A 14,303-nucleotide genomic window follows, 5' to 3' on the forward strand; every position below is an offset into this window, starting at 1 on the left:
GCCGTCCTCGTCGGCGAGCGCCGCCACGTGGGCGGAGACCCGCGGGTCGAGCCACGGCTCGCCCTGGCGCACGTACTCGGGGTGCACGGTGAGCCGGGGGCGCAGCTCGAAGCCTTCCGCGGCGGTCAGGAACCGCAGCCGCTCCAACGACGGCCAGGGTCGCTCGGGGTTGACGTGGTCGGGGGTCAGCGGCGAGACACCGCCCCAGTCGTCGACGCCCGCCCCGAGCAGCAGGGCGCACTCGGCCGAGCCCTCGGAGCTGTCGACCAGGTTCGGCGGCGCCTGGATCCGCATCCTCGGGCCCAGCACGATCCGGGTGACCGCGATCGCGGCGCGGTACTCCTCCAGGCCGAGGTCGTCGGTGTGCCGCATCGCGGTGTCGGGCTTGGCCCGGAAGTTCTGCACGATGACCTCCTGCACCGCGCCGTACCGCCGGGCGGTGGCGCGCAGCGCGAAGATCGTCTCGGCGCGCTCGGTCAGGTCCTCGCCGATCCCGACCAGCAGACCGGTGGTGAACGGGATCGAGAGCCGCCCGGCGTCCTCCAGCACCCGCAGCCGGACCGCGGGGTCCTTGTCGGGGGAGCCGAAGTGCGCCTCGCCCTTCGTCTCGAAGAGGCGCCGCGAGGTCGTCTCGAGCATCATCCCCATCGACGGCGAGACCGGCTTGAGCCGGTTCATCTCGTCCCAGCTCATCACCCCGGGGTTGAGGTGGGGCAGCAGCCCGGTCTCCTCCAGCACCCGGATCGCCATCGCCCGGACGTAGGCGAGCGTCGAGTCGTACCCCTCGGCGTCCAGCCAGGCCCGGGCCTCGGGCCAGCGGTCCTCGGGTCGGTCACCGAGCGTGAAGAGCGCCTCCAGGCACCCCAGCCCGGCGCCGGCGCGGGCGATGTCGAGGATCTCGTCGGGGGAGAGGTACGGCGACGTGCCCTGCGCCGCCAGCTTGCCGGGCACGGTCACGAACGTGCAGTAGTGGCAGCGGTCGCGGCACAGACGGGTGACGGGGATGAAGACCTTGGGGGAGTAGGTCACCACGCCGGGTCGTCCGGCTGCCACCAGTCCGGCGTCGCGGGTCCGGGCCGCGACCGCGCACAGCCGGTCCAAGTCCTCGCCGCGCGCGGCCAGCAGGACGGTCGCCTCGGTGACGTCGAGGCTGGCGCCCCGCTCGGCGCGGGCCAAGGAGCGGCGGACCTGCTGGGGGGTGGGATCGGGGGTCATCACGCTCAGGCTAACCGGGACGGGCCCGCGAGATCTTCCCGGCCCGGTGGGTGGAACTCGTTCTAGAGACCTCGGTCCGCAGCCTGCACGACACCGGTGGACCGGTCCTCGTCCGGACGGCGTCCCAGCTCGCTCGGCCACCAGGTGCGACGCCCGATCAGGTAGCAGAGCGACGGCACCAGCAACGACCGGACCACCAGGGTGTCGAGCAGGACGCCGAAGGCGACGATGAACGCGATCTGGGCGAGGAAGAGGATCGGGATGACCCCGAGTGCGGCGAACGTCGCCGCGAGGACCACGCCCGCTGAGGTGATCACGCCGCCGGTGACCGAGAGGCCCTTGAGCACCCCCGGCCGGGTGCCCAGCCCCAACGCCTCCTCACGCACCCGGGTCATCAGGAAGATCGAGTAGTCGATCCCCAGGGCCACCAGGAAGACGAAGCCGATGAGCAGCGTCGACGGGTCGCTGGCGGGGAAGTGGAACACGTGCTCGAAGACCAGCGCGCTCACCCCCATCGTGGCCCCGAACGAGAGCACGTTGGCCACCACCAGCAGGCCCGCGGCCGCGAGCGAGCGCAGCAGGAAGGCGAGCACCACGAAGATCACCAGCAGGATGGCCGGGATCACCACGGCACGGTCCCGCGCGGTGGTCTCCCGGGTGTCCAGCAGGATCGCCGTCGAGCCGCCGACCAGGATGTCGGGGTCGACCTGGTGGAGCTCACGACGAAGCCGCTCCACGGTCTGCGTGGCGGCCGCCGACTCGCTGCCGTTGGCCAGGGTCGCGAACAGGATGCTGCGGCCCCCGACGCTGGCCGGCTGGCCGGGGTCGCTCGGGGTGGAGAGGGCGACGACGGCCGGTTGGTCGCCGGTCGACTCCTGGGCGATGCCCTTGGTCTCGGAGACCTGCGCGAGGACCCGGTCGACCAGCTCGGTCGGCACCACGACCTGCACCGGGCTCGCGTTGTCCGCCTGGTAGTGCGCGTCGATCACCTCCTGGGCGGCCACCGACTCCTCCGCGGTCAGGAAGAGGTCGGTCTGGGGCACCGGCTCCTCGTTCAGCGTGAAGGCGAAGGCGGCGAAGGTGCCGAGCGCCAGCGTGGTGACCAGGGCGACGGGTACGGCGCGGTCGCGCACCAGGGCGGCGACCCTGCCCCAGATGCCTTCCTCGTTGCGGTGCGGGGAGCCGAGGGCGGGCTTCATCGGCCAGTAGGCGCGACGGCCCAGCAGCACCAGGGCGGCCGGCAGGAAGGTCAGCGAGCTGAGCATGGCGCCCACGATGCCGATGGCGCCGACGGGCCCCAGGCCGCTGAGGCTGGACAGGTCGGAGAGCAGCAGGCAGAGCAGACCCAGGATGACGGTCAACCCGGAGGCGGCCACGGGTTCCACGACGCCGCGCAGGGCGGCGCGGATCGCCTCCTGGGAGGTCTCCCGGTCACGCAGCTCCTCCCGGAATCGCGCGACCAGCAGCAGGGAGTAGTCGGTGGCGGCCCCGATGGCGAGGATGAACAGGATGCCCTGGCTCTGCCCGCTGAGGTCGATGAGGTCGGCCTTGGCCAGGGCGTAGATCGCGGCCGAGGCGACGGCCAGGCCGAGGACGGCCGAGACGAGCACCAGCACCGGGAGCACCGGAGAGCGGTAGACGATCACCAGGATGATCAGCACGACCACCAGTGCGACCACCAGCAGCAGACCGTCGATGGCGCCGAACGCCTTGATCAGGTCGGCGAGGATCCCGCCCTGTCCGCCGACCAGCGCGACCAGGTCGTCGGGTGGGGTGCCGATCGCCTCGCGGAGGTCGGCCACGGTCTCCCGTACCTCCTCGCCGTCGGAGCCGTCGACCTGCACGATCAGCTGGGTGGCCTCGCCGTCCTGCGCGGGCACCGGGCCCTTGACGGCCGTGACGCCGGGGACCCCGCGCAGCTCCTCGGCGTACGACGCGACGACCTGCTGGTCGGCCTCGGTCAGCCCGCCGGTGCGCTCGAAGACCACCGTCGTCGGAATCGTCTCGTCCTTCTGGAACTCCAGCAGGGCGTTGAGCGCCAGCGTCGACTCGGCCGTCTGGGGCAGGAACGCCGCGTTGTCGTTCTGCTGGACCTCGGCCAGGCGCCCCGAGAAGGAGCCGAGGGGGCCACCGACGACGAGCCACACGAGGACGACGAGGAGTGGCCAGGCCCAGCGCTTCGACATGCGGCCAGTCTTGCGGATGGGCGAGGGTCTCGACGCTGTGGGTCCGGCCGCGGGCAGGCGCTCAGATCCCCAACGTACGCCCGATGATCTCCTTCTGGATCTCGGTGGTGCCGCCGTAGATGGTCTGGATCCGGCTGTCGACGTATGCCTTGGCGATCGGGTACTCGCTCATGTAGCCGTAGCCGCCGTGCAGCTGCACGCCCTGGTCGACGACCTTCTTCTGCAGCTCGGTGGTCCACCACTTCGCCATCGAGGCCAGGGCGGTGTCCACCTCGCCTCGGTTGAGGCGGAGCACGCAGTCGTTGACGAAGACCCGGGCGATGTGGACCTCGGTGGCCATCTCGGCGAGCAGGAACCGGTTGTGCTGGAACGTGCCGATCGGGCGTCCGAACGCCTCGCGCTCCTTGGCGTAGGCCAGGCACAGCTCGAGCACGTGCTCGCAGGCGGCCACCGCGATCGCGGCGATCGAGATCCGCTCCTGGGGCAGGTTCTGCATCAACGAGATGAATCCGCTGCCCTCGGGCCCGAGCAGGTTCTCCTTGGGCACCTCCACGTTGTCGAAGAAGAGCTCGGCGGTGTCCTGTGCCTTGAGTCCCATCTTCTCGAGGTTGCGGCCGCGCTCGAAGCCGGCCATCCCTCGCTCGACGACGAGCAGGCTGATGCCCTGGTGGCCGGCGTCGGGGTCCGTCCGGGCGACCACGATCACCAGGTCGGCGAGGATGCCGTTGCTGATGAAGGTCTTGGAGCCGTTCAGCAGGTAGTGGTCGCCCTTGTCGACCGCGCTGGTGCGGATGCCCTGCAGGTCGGAGCCGGCGCCCGGTTCGGTCATCGCGATCGCGGAGATCAGCTCGCCGCTGACCAGTCCGGGCAGCCAGCGGGCCTTCTGCTCGGGAGTCCCGAGCTGGCTGATGTAGGGCACGATGATGTCGCTGTGCACCGGGAAGCCGAGTCCGCTGGCGCCGGCCCGGCCGATCTCCTCGGCCAGCACCATGTTGTAGCGGAAGTCCTTGGCCCCGGCGCCGCCGTACTCCTCGTCGACGTCGAAGCAGAGGAGACCCTGCGCACCCGCCTTGGTCCACACCGCCCGGTCGACCTGGCCGTCCTTCTCCCACTGCTCGTGGAAGGGGACGACCTCCTTCTCCATGAAGGCGCGGGCGCTCCGCCGGAAGTCCTCGTGCTCGGTGGTGTAGATCGATGAGGCGGCGTCACGCATGGGGGCTCCCGGGTGCTCGTGGTGGATGCGCACCACTGTGACAGTAGCGCTGTCACGTTTCAAGCGGGGCGCGCATTGAGCTCGTCGAGCATCGACGCGGGGCCGAGGTCGCCGAGCGAGTAGCCCTGCGGATACGTCGACGGCCGGTGCCGGTACGGCGTACGGCGGGGCGGAGCGAAGCGCAGCAGGTGCGCGCGAGCCCGGAGCCCCAGATGGAGGGAGCGGACCAGCCAGCGAGGGGAGGGCTCCAGGCCGAGGGCGTCGAGCAGTGGCCGGTCCATCAGCGAGATCGTGATCCGGCGGACGAACGGGCGTAGCGCTCGAGGCGCCGCGGCGCGGGCCGCGCGCAGCGTCGACTCGGTGACGAGGCGGTTGGCCGGTTCGAAGCGGAAGTGAGAGCGCTCGTAGGAAATGAGCAGCTCGAGATAACCCTGGTACGTCGTGGGCAGGTCGGTGAGGCCCATCAGGCGGCCGAAGCGGGTGGTGTGGGTTGCGATCGCGGCGAGCTCGACCGGGTCCAGCGGCCGCCAGCCGTACTGCTCGATCCAGCGCACCGGGCCGACGATCGTGGTGGCCAGGACGTAGCGGAACTCGTCGGCCGGGATGTCGTGGTGAGCGTGGATCCGGTTCAACCGACGCACCGCGGCGTGACCGCGAGGCGAGTCCAGTCCGTCGAGCGTGGCCTCCTCGGCGATCAGCAGCGTGTCGTCGTACCGCTTGACGCCGTGCTTCTCGAACTCCCCGGTGGCGTGCAGCAGGGCCGCGATCGAGGGCACGCCGTAGTCGCGCAGGAACGCGATCGAGGTGCCCTGGGTGTAGTCCCAGGGGAACTCGTGGCGACTGGTGAGCCAGAGGATCCGATCGGTGTCGCGCTCGGGGTCGAGGGTCCGGATCTCGCGCAGGTTGTCGAACCGCCCGGGGAAGCGCAGTCCCCGGCGGCGTGCTGGACCCGAGGTCAGGACACCCATTCCTTGACCTGGGTGATGGTGCCGGCCGGGTCGTCGGAGGCGGGAGAGACCTGCAGGTTGGTGACGCCGGCCTCGCGGAAGGCGGCGATCCGCTCCTGGACGTACGACGCGGGGCCGACCAGGTTGCCCGCCTCCAGCCACTCCAGGGGGACCTTCGCCTCGGCGTCGCGCTTGTGGCCGTCGAGGTAGAGGTCCTGGATCTCCTTGGCCTCCTTCTCGTAGCCGTACTGGCAGGCGAGGTCGTTGTAGAAGTTCTTGCCACGCGCCCCCATCCCGCCGACGTAGAGGGCGTACATCGGCCGCATGAAGTCCAGCAGTCCCTTGACGTCCTCGCCGATCGCGACCATGCCGCCGGCGGAGATCTCGAGCGGGCCGAGGGTGTCGGGGCGCTCGGCCCGGCCGGCGGCCAGTGCGTCGCCCCAGACGGTGTGCGCCTTCTCGGGGTGGAACAGGAACGGCAGCCAGCCGTCGGCGTACTCCGCGGTGGCCTGCACGCTCTTGGGGCCGAGGGCTGCGATGAAGATCGGGACCTCGGAGCGCTCCGGCTTGTTCAGCAGCTTCAGCGGCTTGCCGAGTCCGGTGCCCTGGCCGGCGGGCAGGGGCAGCTTGTAGAGACCGTCGCTGACCAACGCCTCGCGGCGCAGGCCCATCCGGATGATCTCGACGACCTCCCGGGTGCGGGCCAGCGGCTTGTCGTAGGGCACGCCGTGGAAGCCCTCGATCACCTGGGGGCCGGAGGCGCCCAGGCCGAGCACCGCCCGACCTCCGCTGACGTTGTCGAGCCCGGCGACGGTCTGCAGCAGCGCGCCGGGGGTGCGCGAGTAGATGTTCAGGATGCCGGCCGCGATCTCGATCGTCTCGGTCTTCGCGGCGAGGTAGCCCATCAGGGTGGGCGCGTCGAAGCCGTACGGCTCGGCCACCCAGACGGTGTCGAGCCCGGCCTTCTCGAGGTCGGAGACCTGGTCGGCCGACTCCCGCGGGTTGCCTGCGTAGACGAGTTGCATCGACAGCTTCATGGTTCCCCTGGGGTGTGGGTCGGGAGGCGGGGCACGGAACGTGACAGGCCGGCTGTCACGATAGCAACCCCGGACGGCGTGTCCGGGGCGGCGAATCCGGTGGCATCATCGACGCACCTGATCGTCCACGGAACTCGTCGAGGAGCACGCGTGAGCACCTACCGCATCGCCGTCATCGGTGGCACCGGACCGCAGGGCAAGGGCCTGGGCTACCGCTTCGCGCGGCACGGCCACACGGTCGTCCTGGGCTCCCGGGCGGCCGAGAAGGCCCAGGACGTCGCGGCCGAGGTGACCGAGCGGCTGAGCGACGTCGAGGGTGCCGGTCAGGTCTCCGGCGCGACCAACGCCGACGCGTGCACCGACGCCGACGTCGTCCTGCTGGCGGTGCCGTACGGCGGCCACGACGAGCTGGTCGCCACGCTTCCGCTCGCCGGGAAGACCGTCGTCTCCTGCGTGAACCCGCTGGCCTTCGACAAGCGCGGGGCACACGGGCTGGTCATCGACGGCGGCGAGGGCTCGGCCGCCGAGTCGGCCCAGCGGCTCGCGCCCGAGGCGACGGTCGTGGGTGCCTTCCACCACGTCTCCGCGGTCAACCTCTGGAGCGAGGCCGAGTTCCTCGACCACGAGGACGTGCTGGTCTGCGGTGACTCGCTCGAGGCCAAGCAGGTCGCGATCGAGCTGGCCCGCAGCGTCACCGGCCGCGCCGGCGTCGACGCCGGCAAGCTGCGCCTGGCCCGTCAGCTCGAGCCGCTGACCGCCGTGCTGATCTCGATCAACCGGAAGTACAAGGTCCACTCGGGCCTGCGCGTCACCGGCCTCTGACCGACCCACCGGCCCCGACCCACCGGCCCCGACCACCGGCCCCGGCCCGACGGCCGGGGTCAGTGCTTGCCGTTCCAGGAGTCCCAGAGCGCGGCGTAGGAACCGCCGGCGGCCACCAGTTCGTCGTGGGAGCCGAGCTCGGAGATCACCCCGGCCTCGACCACCGCGACCCGGTCGGCGTCGTGCGCGGAGAAGAGCCGGTGGGCGATCGCGATCACGGTCCGCCCCTCCAGCACGGCGGCGAGCGAGCGCTCGAGGTGCCGGGCCGCCCGCGGGTCGATCAACGAGGTCGCCTCGTCCAGCACCAGCGTGTGCGGGTCGGCCAGGACCAGGCGGGCCAGCGCGATCTGCTGGGCCTGCGCGTCGGTCACCCGACGCCCGCCGGAGCCGAGGACCGTGTCGAGACCGGCGGGCAGCGCGTCCACCCAGACGAGCGCGTCGACCGCGGCCAGGGCCTGGCGGATCGCCTCGTCGTCAGCCCCCGGCGGAGCGGCGAGTGCGAGGTTCTCGCGCAGCGTGCCGACGAAGACGTGGTGCTCCTGGGTGACCAGTGCGACATGGCCGCGCAGGTCCCCCAGCGGGAGCTCGACCAGCCCCACGCCCCCCACCGTGACGGACCCGGTGCGCGGCGGGTGGATGCCGGCCAGCAGTCGACCCAGGGTGGACTTGCCGGCCCCGGACGGGCCGACCATTGCGATCCGTTCGCCGACCCCGATCGACAGGTCGATGCCGTGCAGCACGTCGCGCCCCTCGACGTACGCGAACCGGACGTCGGTGACGTCGAGCTGCTCGCCGTGCGGCTGCGCGCCGCTGACCGCACGGTCGTCGGGCACCTGGGCGACGCCCAGCAGCCGGGCCAGGGAGGCGGCACCGAGCTGCAGCTCGTCGAGGATCGAGACGATCCGGTCGACCGGGTCGATCAGCATCTGCACGTAGAGGGTCGCCGCCGTGACGTCGCCCAGGGAGACCTGGCCCTGGGTGTAGAGCCAGCCGCCGAAGAGCAGCGTGGTCACGGTCGGGATCAGGTAGGCGATCTCCATGCTCGGGAAGAAGACCGTGCGCAGGTAGAGCGTGTAGCGCTCGGCGGCGTAGGACTCCTTGATGTCCTCGTCGATCGCCGCGATCCGCTCCTCGGCCAGCCCGAGCGCCTCGACGGTGCGGGCGCCCTCGACCGTCTCGGTCAGGGTGGCGTTGATCGCGGAGTACGACGCGCTCTCGCGCAGGTACCCGGCCTTGGCGCGGGCGAGGTACCAGCGCAGCCCGATCACCAGGGGCGGCACCCCGAGCAGGCAGGGCAGGGCGACCCACCAGCCGACGCTCAGGGCGGCGGCGAAGGTGAGCACGGCCGTGACCGCCGCGATCGTCCACTCCGGCATCGCCCAGCGCACCGACCAGCCGAGCTGGTCGACGTCGCGGCCGGTGCGGGTGAGCAGGTCGCCGGAGCCGGCCGACTCCACCACCCCGACCGGCAGCGCCAGCGCGTTGCCCACGAAGTCCTCACGCAGCTGCGCCAGCACCTGCTCGCCGAGCACCTGGCTGACGTAGCGGGCGAAGCGGGTCAGCACGGTCTGGGCGAGCAGGAAGCCCGCCAGCAGCAGCATGATGTCGTCGACGTGGGCCAGCGTCGTGCCGGTCTCGACCGCCTGCACCAGGTCGCCGATCAGGCGCGGTGCGGCCAGGGCGGTGAGTGCGGCCAGCCCGTGCAGCGACAGCGCGCCCCACAGCAGGCGCGGGTGGCGGCGGGCGATCTGGCCCGCGTAGCGCCGTACGGCGGGACCGTCGGCGACCGGAAGCATCGTGGTGGCGCTCATCGGGCCGCCTCCACCGTCAGCCCGGCCTCCGGGGAGGTCTCGCGGGTGACGACCGCGCGGTAGTCGCGACAGGTCTCCAGCAGCTCCCCGTGGCGTCCACTGGCGACCACCCGGCCCTCGCGCAGGAAGGCGACCTCGTCGGCGGCGTCCAGGACCAGCGGGCTCGAGCTGACCACGACCGTGGTCCGACCCGCACGGTGCTCGCGGAGCCGGGCGGCGATCCTGGCCTCGGTGTGCGCGTCGACCGCCGAGGTCGGCTCGACCAGGATCAGGATCTCGGGGTCGGTGGTCAGCGCACGGGCCAGCACCAGCCGCTGACGCTGCCCGCCGGAGAAGCTGCGCCCGCGCTCGGCCACGATGCTGTCGAGACCGTCGGGCAGTGCGGCCAGGACGTCGTGGGCGGAGGCGGTGTCCAGGGCACGCGCGACGGCGGACCCCCCGCTCCCCGTGATGTCGAGCCGGTCCCGCAGCAGGCCCGAGAACAGGACGCTCCCGGTGTCGGAGACCACGATCCGGCGGCGGACCTCGGAGCCGAGCAGGGAGGTGAGCGGTACGCCGCCCAGCCGGACGTCGTCGTCTGGCACCGGGGCGCACAGGCCGAGCCGATCGGCGAGGTCGGCGGCCTCCTCGGGACGGTCGCTGACGACGGCCACCAGGTTGCCGGCAGTGACGTGCAGGCCGGTCCGGACGTCGTCCAGGTCGGAGCCGGGCGGGGGCGAGGGCGCGACCACGGCGGGGTCGGCGATCTCGGGGGTGAGCGACAGCACCCGGCAGACCCGACGTGCCGAGACCAGCGCCCGGATCAGCTTGTTGGCGTACTCGGTGGCGGTGCGCAGCGGGATCATCAGGAACGCGGCGTAGCCGTAGAACGCGACCAGCTCCCCGGGCGAGATCTGCCCCTGGACGGCGTAGCGGGCGCCGATCCAGACGACGGTCACCACGAAGAGGCCGGGCAGGAAGATCTGCAGCGCATCCAGGATCGACTGGAGCTTCGCCACCTCCACGCCGGCGCGTCGGGTCTGCTGGGACTCGCGCCGGTAGCGGTCGTGGAAGACCTGCTCGCCGCCGATCCCGCGCAGCACGCGCAGCCCGCTGACGATGTCGCTGGCGGTGTTGGACAGCTCGCCCATCAGTTCGCGTTGGCGCATCGACCGCCGCTGGAGCGGGGCCAGGAGCGGACCGACCAGCAGCATCAGGACGGGCACGCCGACGAGGACCAGCAGGCCCAGGGTGAGCGAGGTCTGCAGCAGGATCACCGAGACCAGCACGAAGGAGACGATCGCGCCGGCGAAGCGGGCGCTGACGTCCATCGCGTTGCCGAGGTGGGAGAGGTCGCTGGTGCCGATCGCGACCACCTCGCCGGTCGAGACCTTGCGCGGCAGCGTGCCGCCGAGGGTCACCGCCTGTCGCCCGACGAGCTGGACGGTGCGGTAGGCGGTGGTGAGCCAGTTGGTGACGGCGAACCGGTGCCGCATGATCCCGCTGGCCGCCTGGACGAGGCCGATCACGAGCATCGCCATCGTCCACTTCAGCAGCTCGCTGCTGTCCTTGGCGGCGATGCCCTCGTCGATGGCGCGGCCGATCACGGCCGGCATCACGGCCTGGCTGCTCATCCAGAGGATGCCGAAGATCATGCCCCCGGCGAGGGTCCGGCGCTGCCCCATGGCCAGCCACCACAGGAAGCGTCCCGGGGACCGGTGGTCGGCCGTTCCGGGGTGTCCGAGAGGGAGGTTGCGCACTTGTCCGATCGTACGTTCCGGCACGCCCGTCAGCGAACGGTTATCGGTCCGGTCACCGCCCGCAGGAGGTGCGCGCGAACCCGATGGCCTGGGCCGCTCCGCGCGGGGTCATCCGCACCACCAGCTGGCCGGGCCGGCCGTCGAGCCGCAGTCGGACCAGGAAGGCCGTGGCGCCGCCCGACTCCAGGAAGACGTGGTCGTCGCAGCGCGCGGGCCGCACGGGCAGTCGTAGCCGCAAAGTGCCGCCGCCACTGTCGACCACCGCCCGTGGCGCCCACGCAGATCGGCCGGCCGACCCGAGCAGGGGGGTTCCGCCGACGGAGTCGATCACGAGTCGGGGTCCGGCCCGGCCGGTCGGGCGTACGACGAGCGTGAGGAGGCCGCGGCTGCCCGGCCCCGGCCGAGAGACCGCGACGCGGTCGGCGAAGGAGATCCGGGCGACCCTGGCGACGTCCAGCTCCAGACACCGCGCGCTGACGTGACGGGAGATCACGTCGTTCGGATCGGTGACCCGGAGTCGCTGCGGAGCGGTGCTGCTGCCCTGCGTCAGAAGGAGGCGGGGCGGGCCGGCGTCCGCGTCCTGGGGGCAGACCGGCCGAGCCGGCAGCGTCAGCGGGTAGCCGCGTTCGGAGCCGGCGGGGGCGACCCGCAGGCGCTCGGCGAGCAGCGGTCGACGGAACCGGGCGTCGCGGTAACTGATCTCGGTGGGGAGCACGGCGTGGGAGGTGTCGTTGTCGAGCCACACCTGGATCCGGCCCAGGGCGGCGTCGCGGGAGGACTGGCGCAGGTCGGCCCGGATCTCCCCCGAGGCAGGAGCGGGTGGCGGGAGGGGGACGGGGGTGAGCGTGCGGACCGTGGGGGCGGCCGGCGGATCGGCGGCGGTCACCGGGGCCTCGCGGCAGGCGGCGCAGCCGATCCCGACGAGCACGACGACCAGGCCGACCGCCCACCGGACGGTTCGGGGCTCCGGCCGCTCAGCGAGGAGCATCGACCAGCGGAGCAGCTCACCCGGCGCGCGATCGAGGCGCTCCTGCTCGGTCTCGTTGCGGTTCACGCACCGATGGTGCGGCTCAGACCCCCAGGTTGTCGACCACTTCCGCGCCCGGGAGCTCGGCCAGCAGCCGGCCCGGCACCAGCAGCTTGGAGCGGCGTACGCCGGAGCCGATCACCGCGACCTCGATGTCGAGCACGGCGGCGTCGACGAGGAGCCGCCAGCCGGACGGCAGGCCGACCGGGGTGATTCCGCCGTACTCCATCGCCGACTCCTCGACCGCTCGGTCCATCGCCAGGAACGACGCCTTGCGCACGTCGAGCGTGCGCTTGACCAGGTTGTTCACGTCCGCGCGGGTGTCCGCGCGCACCACGCAGGCGGCCACGCGTTCCTCGCCGTCGCGACGCCCGGCCACGACCACGCAGTTCGCGCTCGCAGCCAGCGGCAGGTCGTAGGCCTCGGTCAGGGCGGCGGTGTCCGCGAGCGACGGGTCGATCGCGACCACCGCCACCGCCGGCGCGTGCGCCCAGCCGGTCAGCGCCGCGGCGACCGGGGTGGCGATCAGGTCGCGACGGTCGAGCGCGGGCAGTGAGGTCAGGGTGCCGAGGGTCGGCAGCGGGTGCGGCTGGCTCATCCACCCATCGTGGCCCGAGGCTTCACCCGGCGGAAGCACGGGGTTCACCTGCGGCTCGCCACGGGGTCACCGGGCCCCGTTGTGGTGGCGGGCATGACCCCCCTGACTCGGCTCACCACCTCCCTCGCCCTCGGGCTGACCGCACCGCTGCTCGCCCTGCCCACGATCGGCGCGGCCTCCGCGTCCGCGCCGGCCGCGGAGCAGACGCGCGGTCAGGCGCGTCCGCTCGTGATCGGCCACCGCGGCGCCTCCGGCCACCGGCCCGAGCACACGATCGCCGCCTACCGACTGGCCATCCGGATGGGTGCCGACTACATCGAGCCCGACCTCGTCTCGACCCGCGACGGAGTCCTGGTGGCCCGGCACGAGAACGAGATCAGCGGCACCACCGACGTGGCCGAGCGACCCGAGTTCGCGGACCGGCGAACCACCAAGACGATCGACGGCCAGCCGATCACCGGATGGTTCACCGAGGACTTCACGCTGGCCGAGCTGCGCACCCTGCGTGCCGTCGAGCGGCTGCCCGACGTACGGCCGGCCAACACCCGCTACGACGGCCGCTACCGGGTGCCGACCTTCGACGAGGTGCTCGACCTGGTCGGCCGGGAGTCGCGGCGGGCCGGGCACCGGATCGGGGTCTACCCGGAGACCAAGCACCCGACGTACTTCGACTCGATCGGTCTCTCCCTGGAGGAGTCGTTGCTCGCGGCCCTGCGTCGCCACCGGCTCGACCACCGGGGCGCGCGGGTGTTCATCCAGTCCTTCGAGACCCGGAACCTGCGCGAGCTCGACGAGCGCACCGACCTGCCGCTGGTCCAGCTGGTGAGCAACTCCGGGGCGCCGGCGGACCTGCAGGCCGCGGGGGTCGACCGGACCTACGCCGACCTGGTCACGCCCGCCGGGCTGCGGTGGATCGCCGGGTACGCCGACGGCGTGGGGGCGCACAAGGACCTCGTCCTGCCCCGCGGCGCCGATGGCGCCACCGGCGCCCCGTCGAACCTGGTGTCGGACGCTCACGACGAAGGGCTGCTCGTGCACGTGTGGACGTTGCGCGACGAGAACCAGTTCATGGCCACGAACTTCCGACGCGGTGAGGACCCCCGTGCCACCGGCGACGCGGTCGCCGAGGCGCGCGCCTTCCTCGACGCGGGGGTGGACGGGATCTTCAGCGACCACCCCGACACCGCGGTGGCGGCCGTTCGCGCGTGGCGCCGCGACCAGCGCAGGGTCGGTTGAGCCCGCCGGCCGGAGGTCAGGCGCGGGGGACCAGGACCCAGGCGACCAGGTAGGCCAGCACCGCCGAGCACAGGCTCAGCACTGCCAGCACCACGGTGAGCACCCGGACCAGGGTGACGTCGACGTCGAAGTAGTCGGCGAGTCCGGAGCAGAGTCCGGCCACCATCCGGTCGTCGGTGTTCCGGGTCAGCCGGCGCGGACCGGCCGCGGGCGGGATCGGGGTGTCGGTGCTCATCGGGGCTCCTCGGAGTCGGTGGTGGGTGCAGGGTCCTGTGGACGGTTCCGGCGGTTGGCGGAGGTGACGACCGCCACCCCGACGAGGCCCGCCAGCAGCCACGGCAGGGGGAGCAGCCAGCGGGTGTCGTCGAAGCCGACCACGTCGGCCTCGACCAGCCCCCAGATCCCGACCAGGCCGAGCAGGACCAGCCCCGCGACCAGGTGGAACAGGTTGACCGGGTGGCGCCCCGAGGCA

13 protein-coding genes are annotated in these 14,303 nt (G+C 72.3%); 2 read left to right on the forward strand and 11 right to left on the reverse strand.

The window, feature by feature from the left end; genetic code table 11:
- The 5 genes from cofG to ABZE72_RS11275 form a co-directional block, all read right to left on the reverse strand.
- Positions 1–1,215 (reverse strand): 7,8-didemethyl-8-hydroxy-5-deazariboflavin synthase CofG (cofG, locus tag ABZE72_RS11255; RefSeq protein WP_372729121.1); only part of this gene is annotated, 1,215 nt, incomplete at its 3' end.
- 62 nt (positions 1,216–1,277) lie between these two features.
- Positions 1,278–3,401 carry an MMPL family transporter gene (locus ABZE72_RS11260; RefSeq protein ID WP_372729122.1) on the reverse strand — a complete coding sequence of 708 codons (2,124 nt, stop codon included), beginning with the start codon at positions 3,399–3,401 and terminating at the stop codon, positions 1,278–1,280.
- Positions 3,402–3,462: 61 nt separating this feature from the next.
- Complete coding sequence (locus ABZE72_RS11265) at positions 3,463–4,614, reverse strand: acyl-CoA dehydrogenase family protein (RefSeq protein ID WP_372729133.1); 1,152 nt, start codon at positions 4,612–4,614, stop codon at positions 3,463–3,465.
- Between the two features lie 59 nt (positions 4,615–4,673).
- Positions 4,674–5,582 carry an oxygenase MpaB family protein gene (locus tag ABZE72_RS11270; protein ID WP_372729123.1) on the reverse strand — a complete coding sequence of 303 codons (909 nt, stop codon included), beginning with the start codon at positions 5,580–5,582 and terminating at the stop codon, positions 4,674–4,676.
- Positions 5,570–6,598, reverse strand: coding sequence for an LLM class F420-dependent oxidoreductase (locus tag ABZE72_RS11275; protein WP_372729124.1), 1,029 nt, complete (start codon positions 6,596–6,598; stop codon positions 5,570–5,572). The genes ABZE72_RS11270 and ABZE72_RS11275 overlap by 13 nt, the downstream gene beginning before the upstream one ends.
- A gap of 150 nt (positions 6,599–6,748) precedes the next feature.
- Between ABZE72_RS11275 and npdG the strand changes: the two genes are divergently transcribed.
- The gene (npdG, locus tag ABZE72_RS11280; protein ID WP_372729125.1) at positions 6,749–7,420 is read left to right on the forward strand and encodes an NADPH-dependent F420 reductase; all 672 of its coding nucleotides are present in this window, start codon (positions 6,749–6,751) and stop codon (positions 7,418–7,420) included.
- Between the two features lie 59 nt (positions 7,421–7,479).
- Here npdG and ABZE72_RS11285 read toward each other — a convergent pair whose 3' ends face one another.
- The 4 genes from ABZE72_RS11285 to ABZE72_RS11300 are packed head-to-tail and all read right to left on the reverse strand — an operon-like array spanning position 7,480 to position 12,595.
- Positions 7,480–9,231 (reverse strand): ABC transporter ATP-binding protein, encoded by a 1,752-nt coding sequence (locus ABZE72_RS11285; RefSeq protein WP_372729126.1) that lies wholly within the window; start codon positions 9,229–9,231, stop codon positions 7,480–7,482.
- Positions 9,228–10,970, reverse strand: a complete 1,743-nt coding sequence (locus tag ABZE72_RS11290) for an ABC transporter ATP-binding protein (RefSeq protein WP_372729127.1) — start codon at positions 10,968–10,970, stop codon at positions 9,228–9,230. The genes ABZE72_RS11285 and ABZE72_RS11290 overlap by 4 nt, the downstream gene beginning before the upstream one ends.
- A 52-nt stretch (positions 10,971–11,022) precedes the next feature.
- On the reverse strand, positions 11,023–12,024 hold the full coding sequence (locus ABZE72_RS11295) for a hypothetical protein (protein ID WP_372729128.1): 1,002 nt from the start codon (positions 12,022–12,024) through the stop codon (positions 11,023–11,025).
- 16 nt (positions 12,025–12,040) lie between these two features.
- On the reverse strand, positions 12,041–12,595 hold the full coding sequence (locus tag ABZE72_RS11300) for a YbaK/EbsC family protein (protein ID WP_372729129.1): 555 nt from the start codon (positions 12,593–12,595) through the stop codon (positions 12,041–12,043).
- A 93-nt stretch (positions 12,596–12,688) separates the two neighbouring features.
- Here ABZE72_RS11300 and ABZE72_RS11305 point away from each other — a divergent pair, with 93 nt between their 5' ends.
- A complete protein-coding gene (locus ABZE72_RS11305) occupies positions 12,689–13,831 on the forward strand; it encodes a glycerophosphodiester phosphodiesterase (RefSeq protein ID WP_372729130.1) in 1,143 nt (380 codons plus the stop codon).
- A 16-nt stretch (positions 13,832–13,847) separates the two neighbouring features.
- Here the strand turns inward: ABZE72_RS11305 and ABZE72_RS11310 are convergent, their stop codons facing one another.
- Positions 13,848–14,066, reverse strand: coding sequence for a PspC domain-containing protein (locus ABZE72_RS11310; RefSeq protein ID WP_372729131.1), 219 nt, complete (start codon positions 14,064–14,066; stop codon positions 13,848–13,850).
- Positions 14,063–14,303: hypothetical protein (locus ABZE72_RS11315; RefSeq protein ID WP_372729132.1), on the reverse strand; the 241-nt coding region annotated here is incomplete at its 5' end. The genes ABZE72_RS11310 and ABZE72_RS11315, both read right to left, overlap by 4 nt.

Source organism: Nocardioides sp., from assembly GCF_041600255.1.
Taxonomy (GTDB): Bacteria; Actinomycetota; Actinomycetes; order Propionibacteriales; family Nocardioidaceae; genus Nocardioides.

Bases quoted from the DNA above. Each gene is read 5' to 3' on its own strand.
- ABZE72_RS11260 (WP_372729122.1), bottom strand. From the start codon at position 3,401: ATGTCGAAGCGCTGGGCCTGGCCACTCCTCGTCGTCCTCGTGTGGCTC.
- ABZE72_RS11270 (WP_372729123.1), bottom strand. From the start codon at position 5,582: ATGGGTGTCCTGACCTCGGGTCCAGCACGCCGCCGGGGACTGCGCTTC.
- ABZE72_RS11300 (WP_372729129.1), bottom strand. From the start codon at position 12,595: ATGAGCCAGCCGCACCCGCTGCCGACCCTCGGCACCCTGACCTCACTG.
- ABZE72_RS11275 (WP_372729124.1), bottom strand. From the start codon at position 6,598: ATGAAGCTGTCGATGCAACTCGTCTACGCAGGCAACCCGCGGGAGTCG.
- ABZE72_RS11305 (WP_372729130.1), top strand. From the start codon at position 12,689: ATGACCCCCCTGACTCGGCTCACCACCTCCCTCGCCCTCGGGCTGACC.
- ABZE72_RS11285 (WP_372729126.1), bottom strand. From the start codon at position 9,231: ATGAGCGCCACCACGATGCTTCCGGTCGCCGACGGTCCCGCCGTACGG.
- ABZE72_RS11310 (WP_372729131.1), bottom strand. From the start codon at position 14,066: ATGAGCACCGACACCCCGATCCCGCCCGCGGCCGGTCCGCGCCGGCTG.
- ABZE72_RS11265 (WP_372729133.1), bottom strand. From the start codon at position 4,614: ATGCGTGACGCCGCCTCATCGATCTACACCACCGAGCACGAGGACTTC.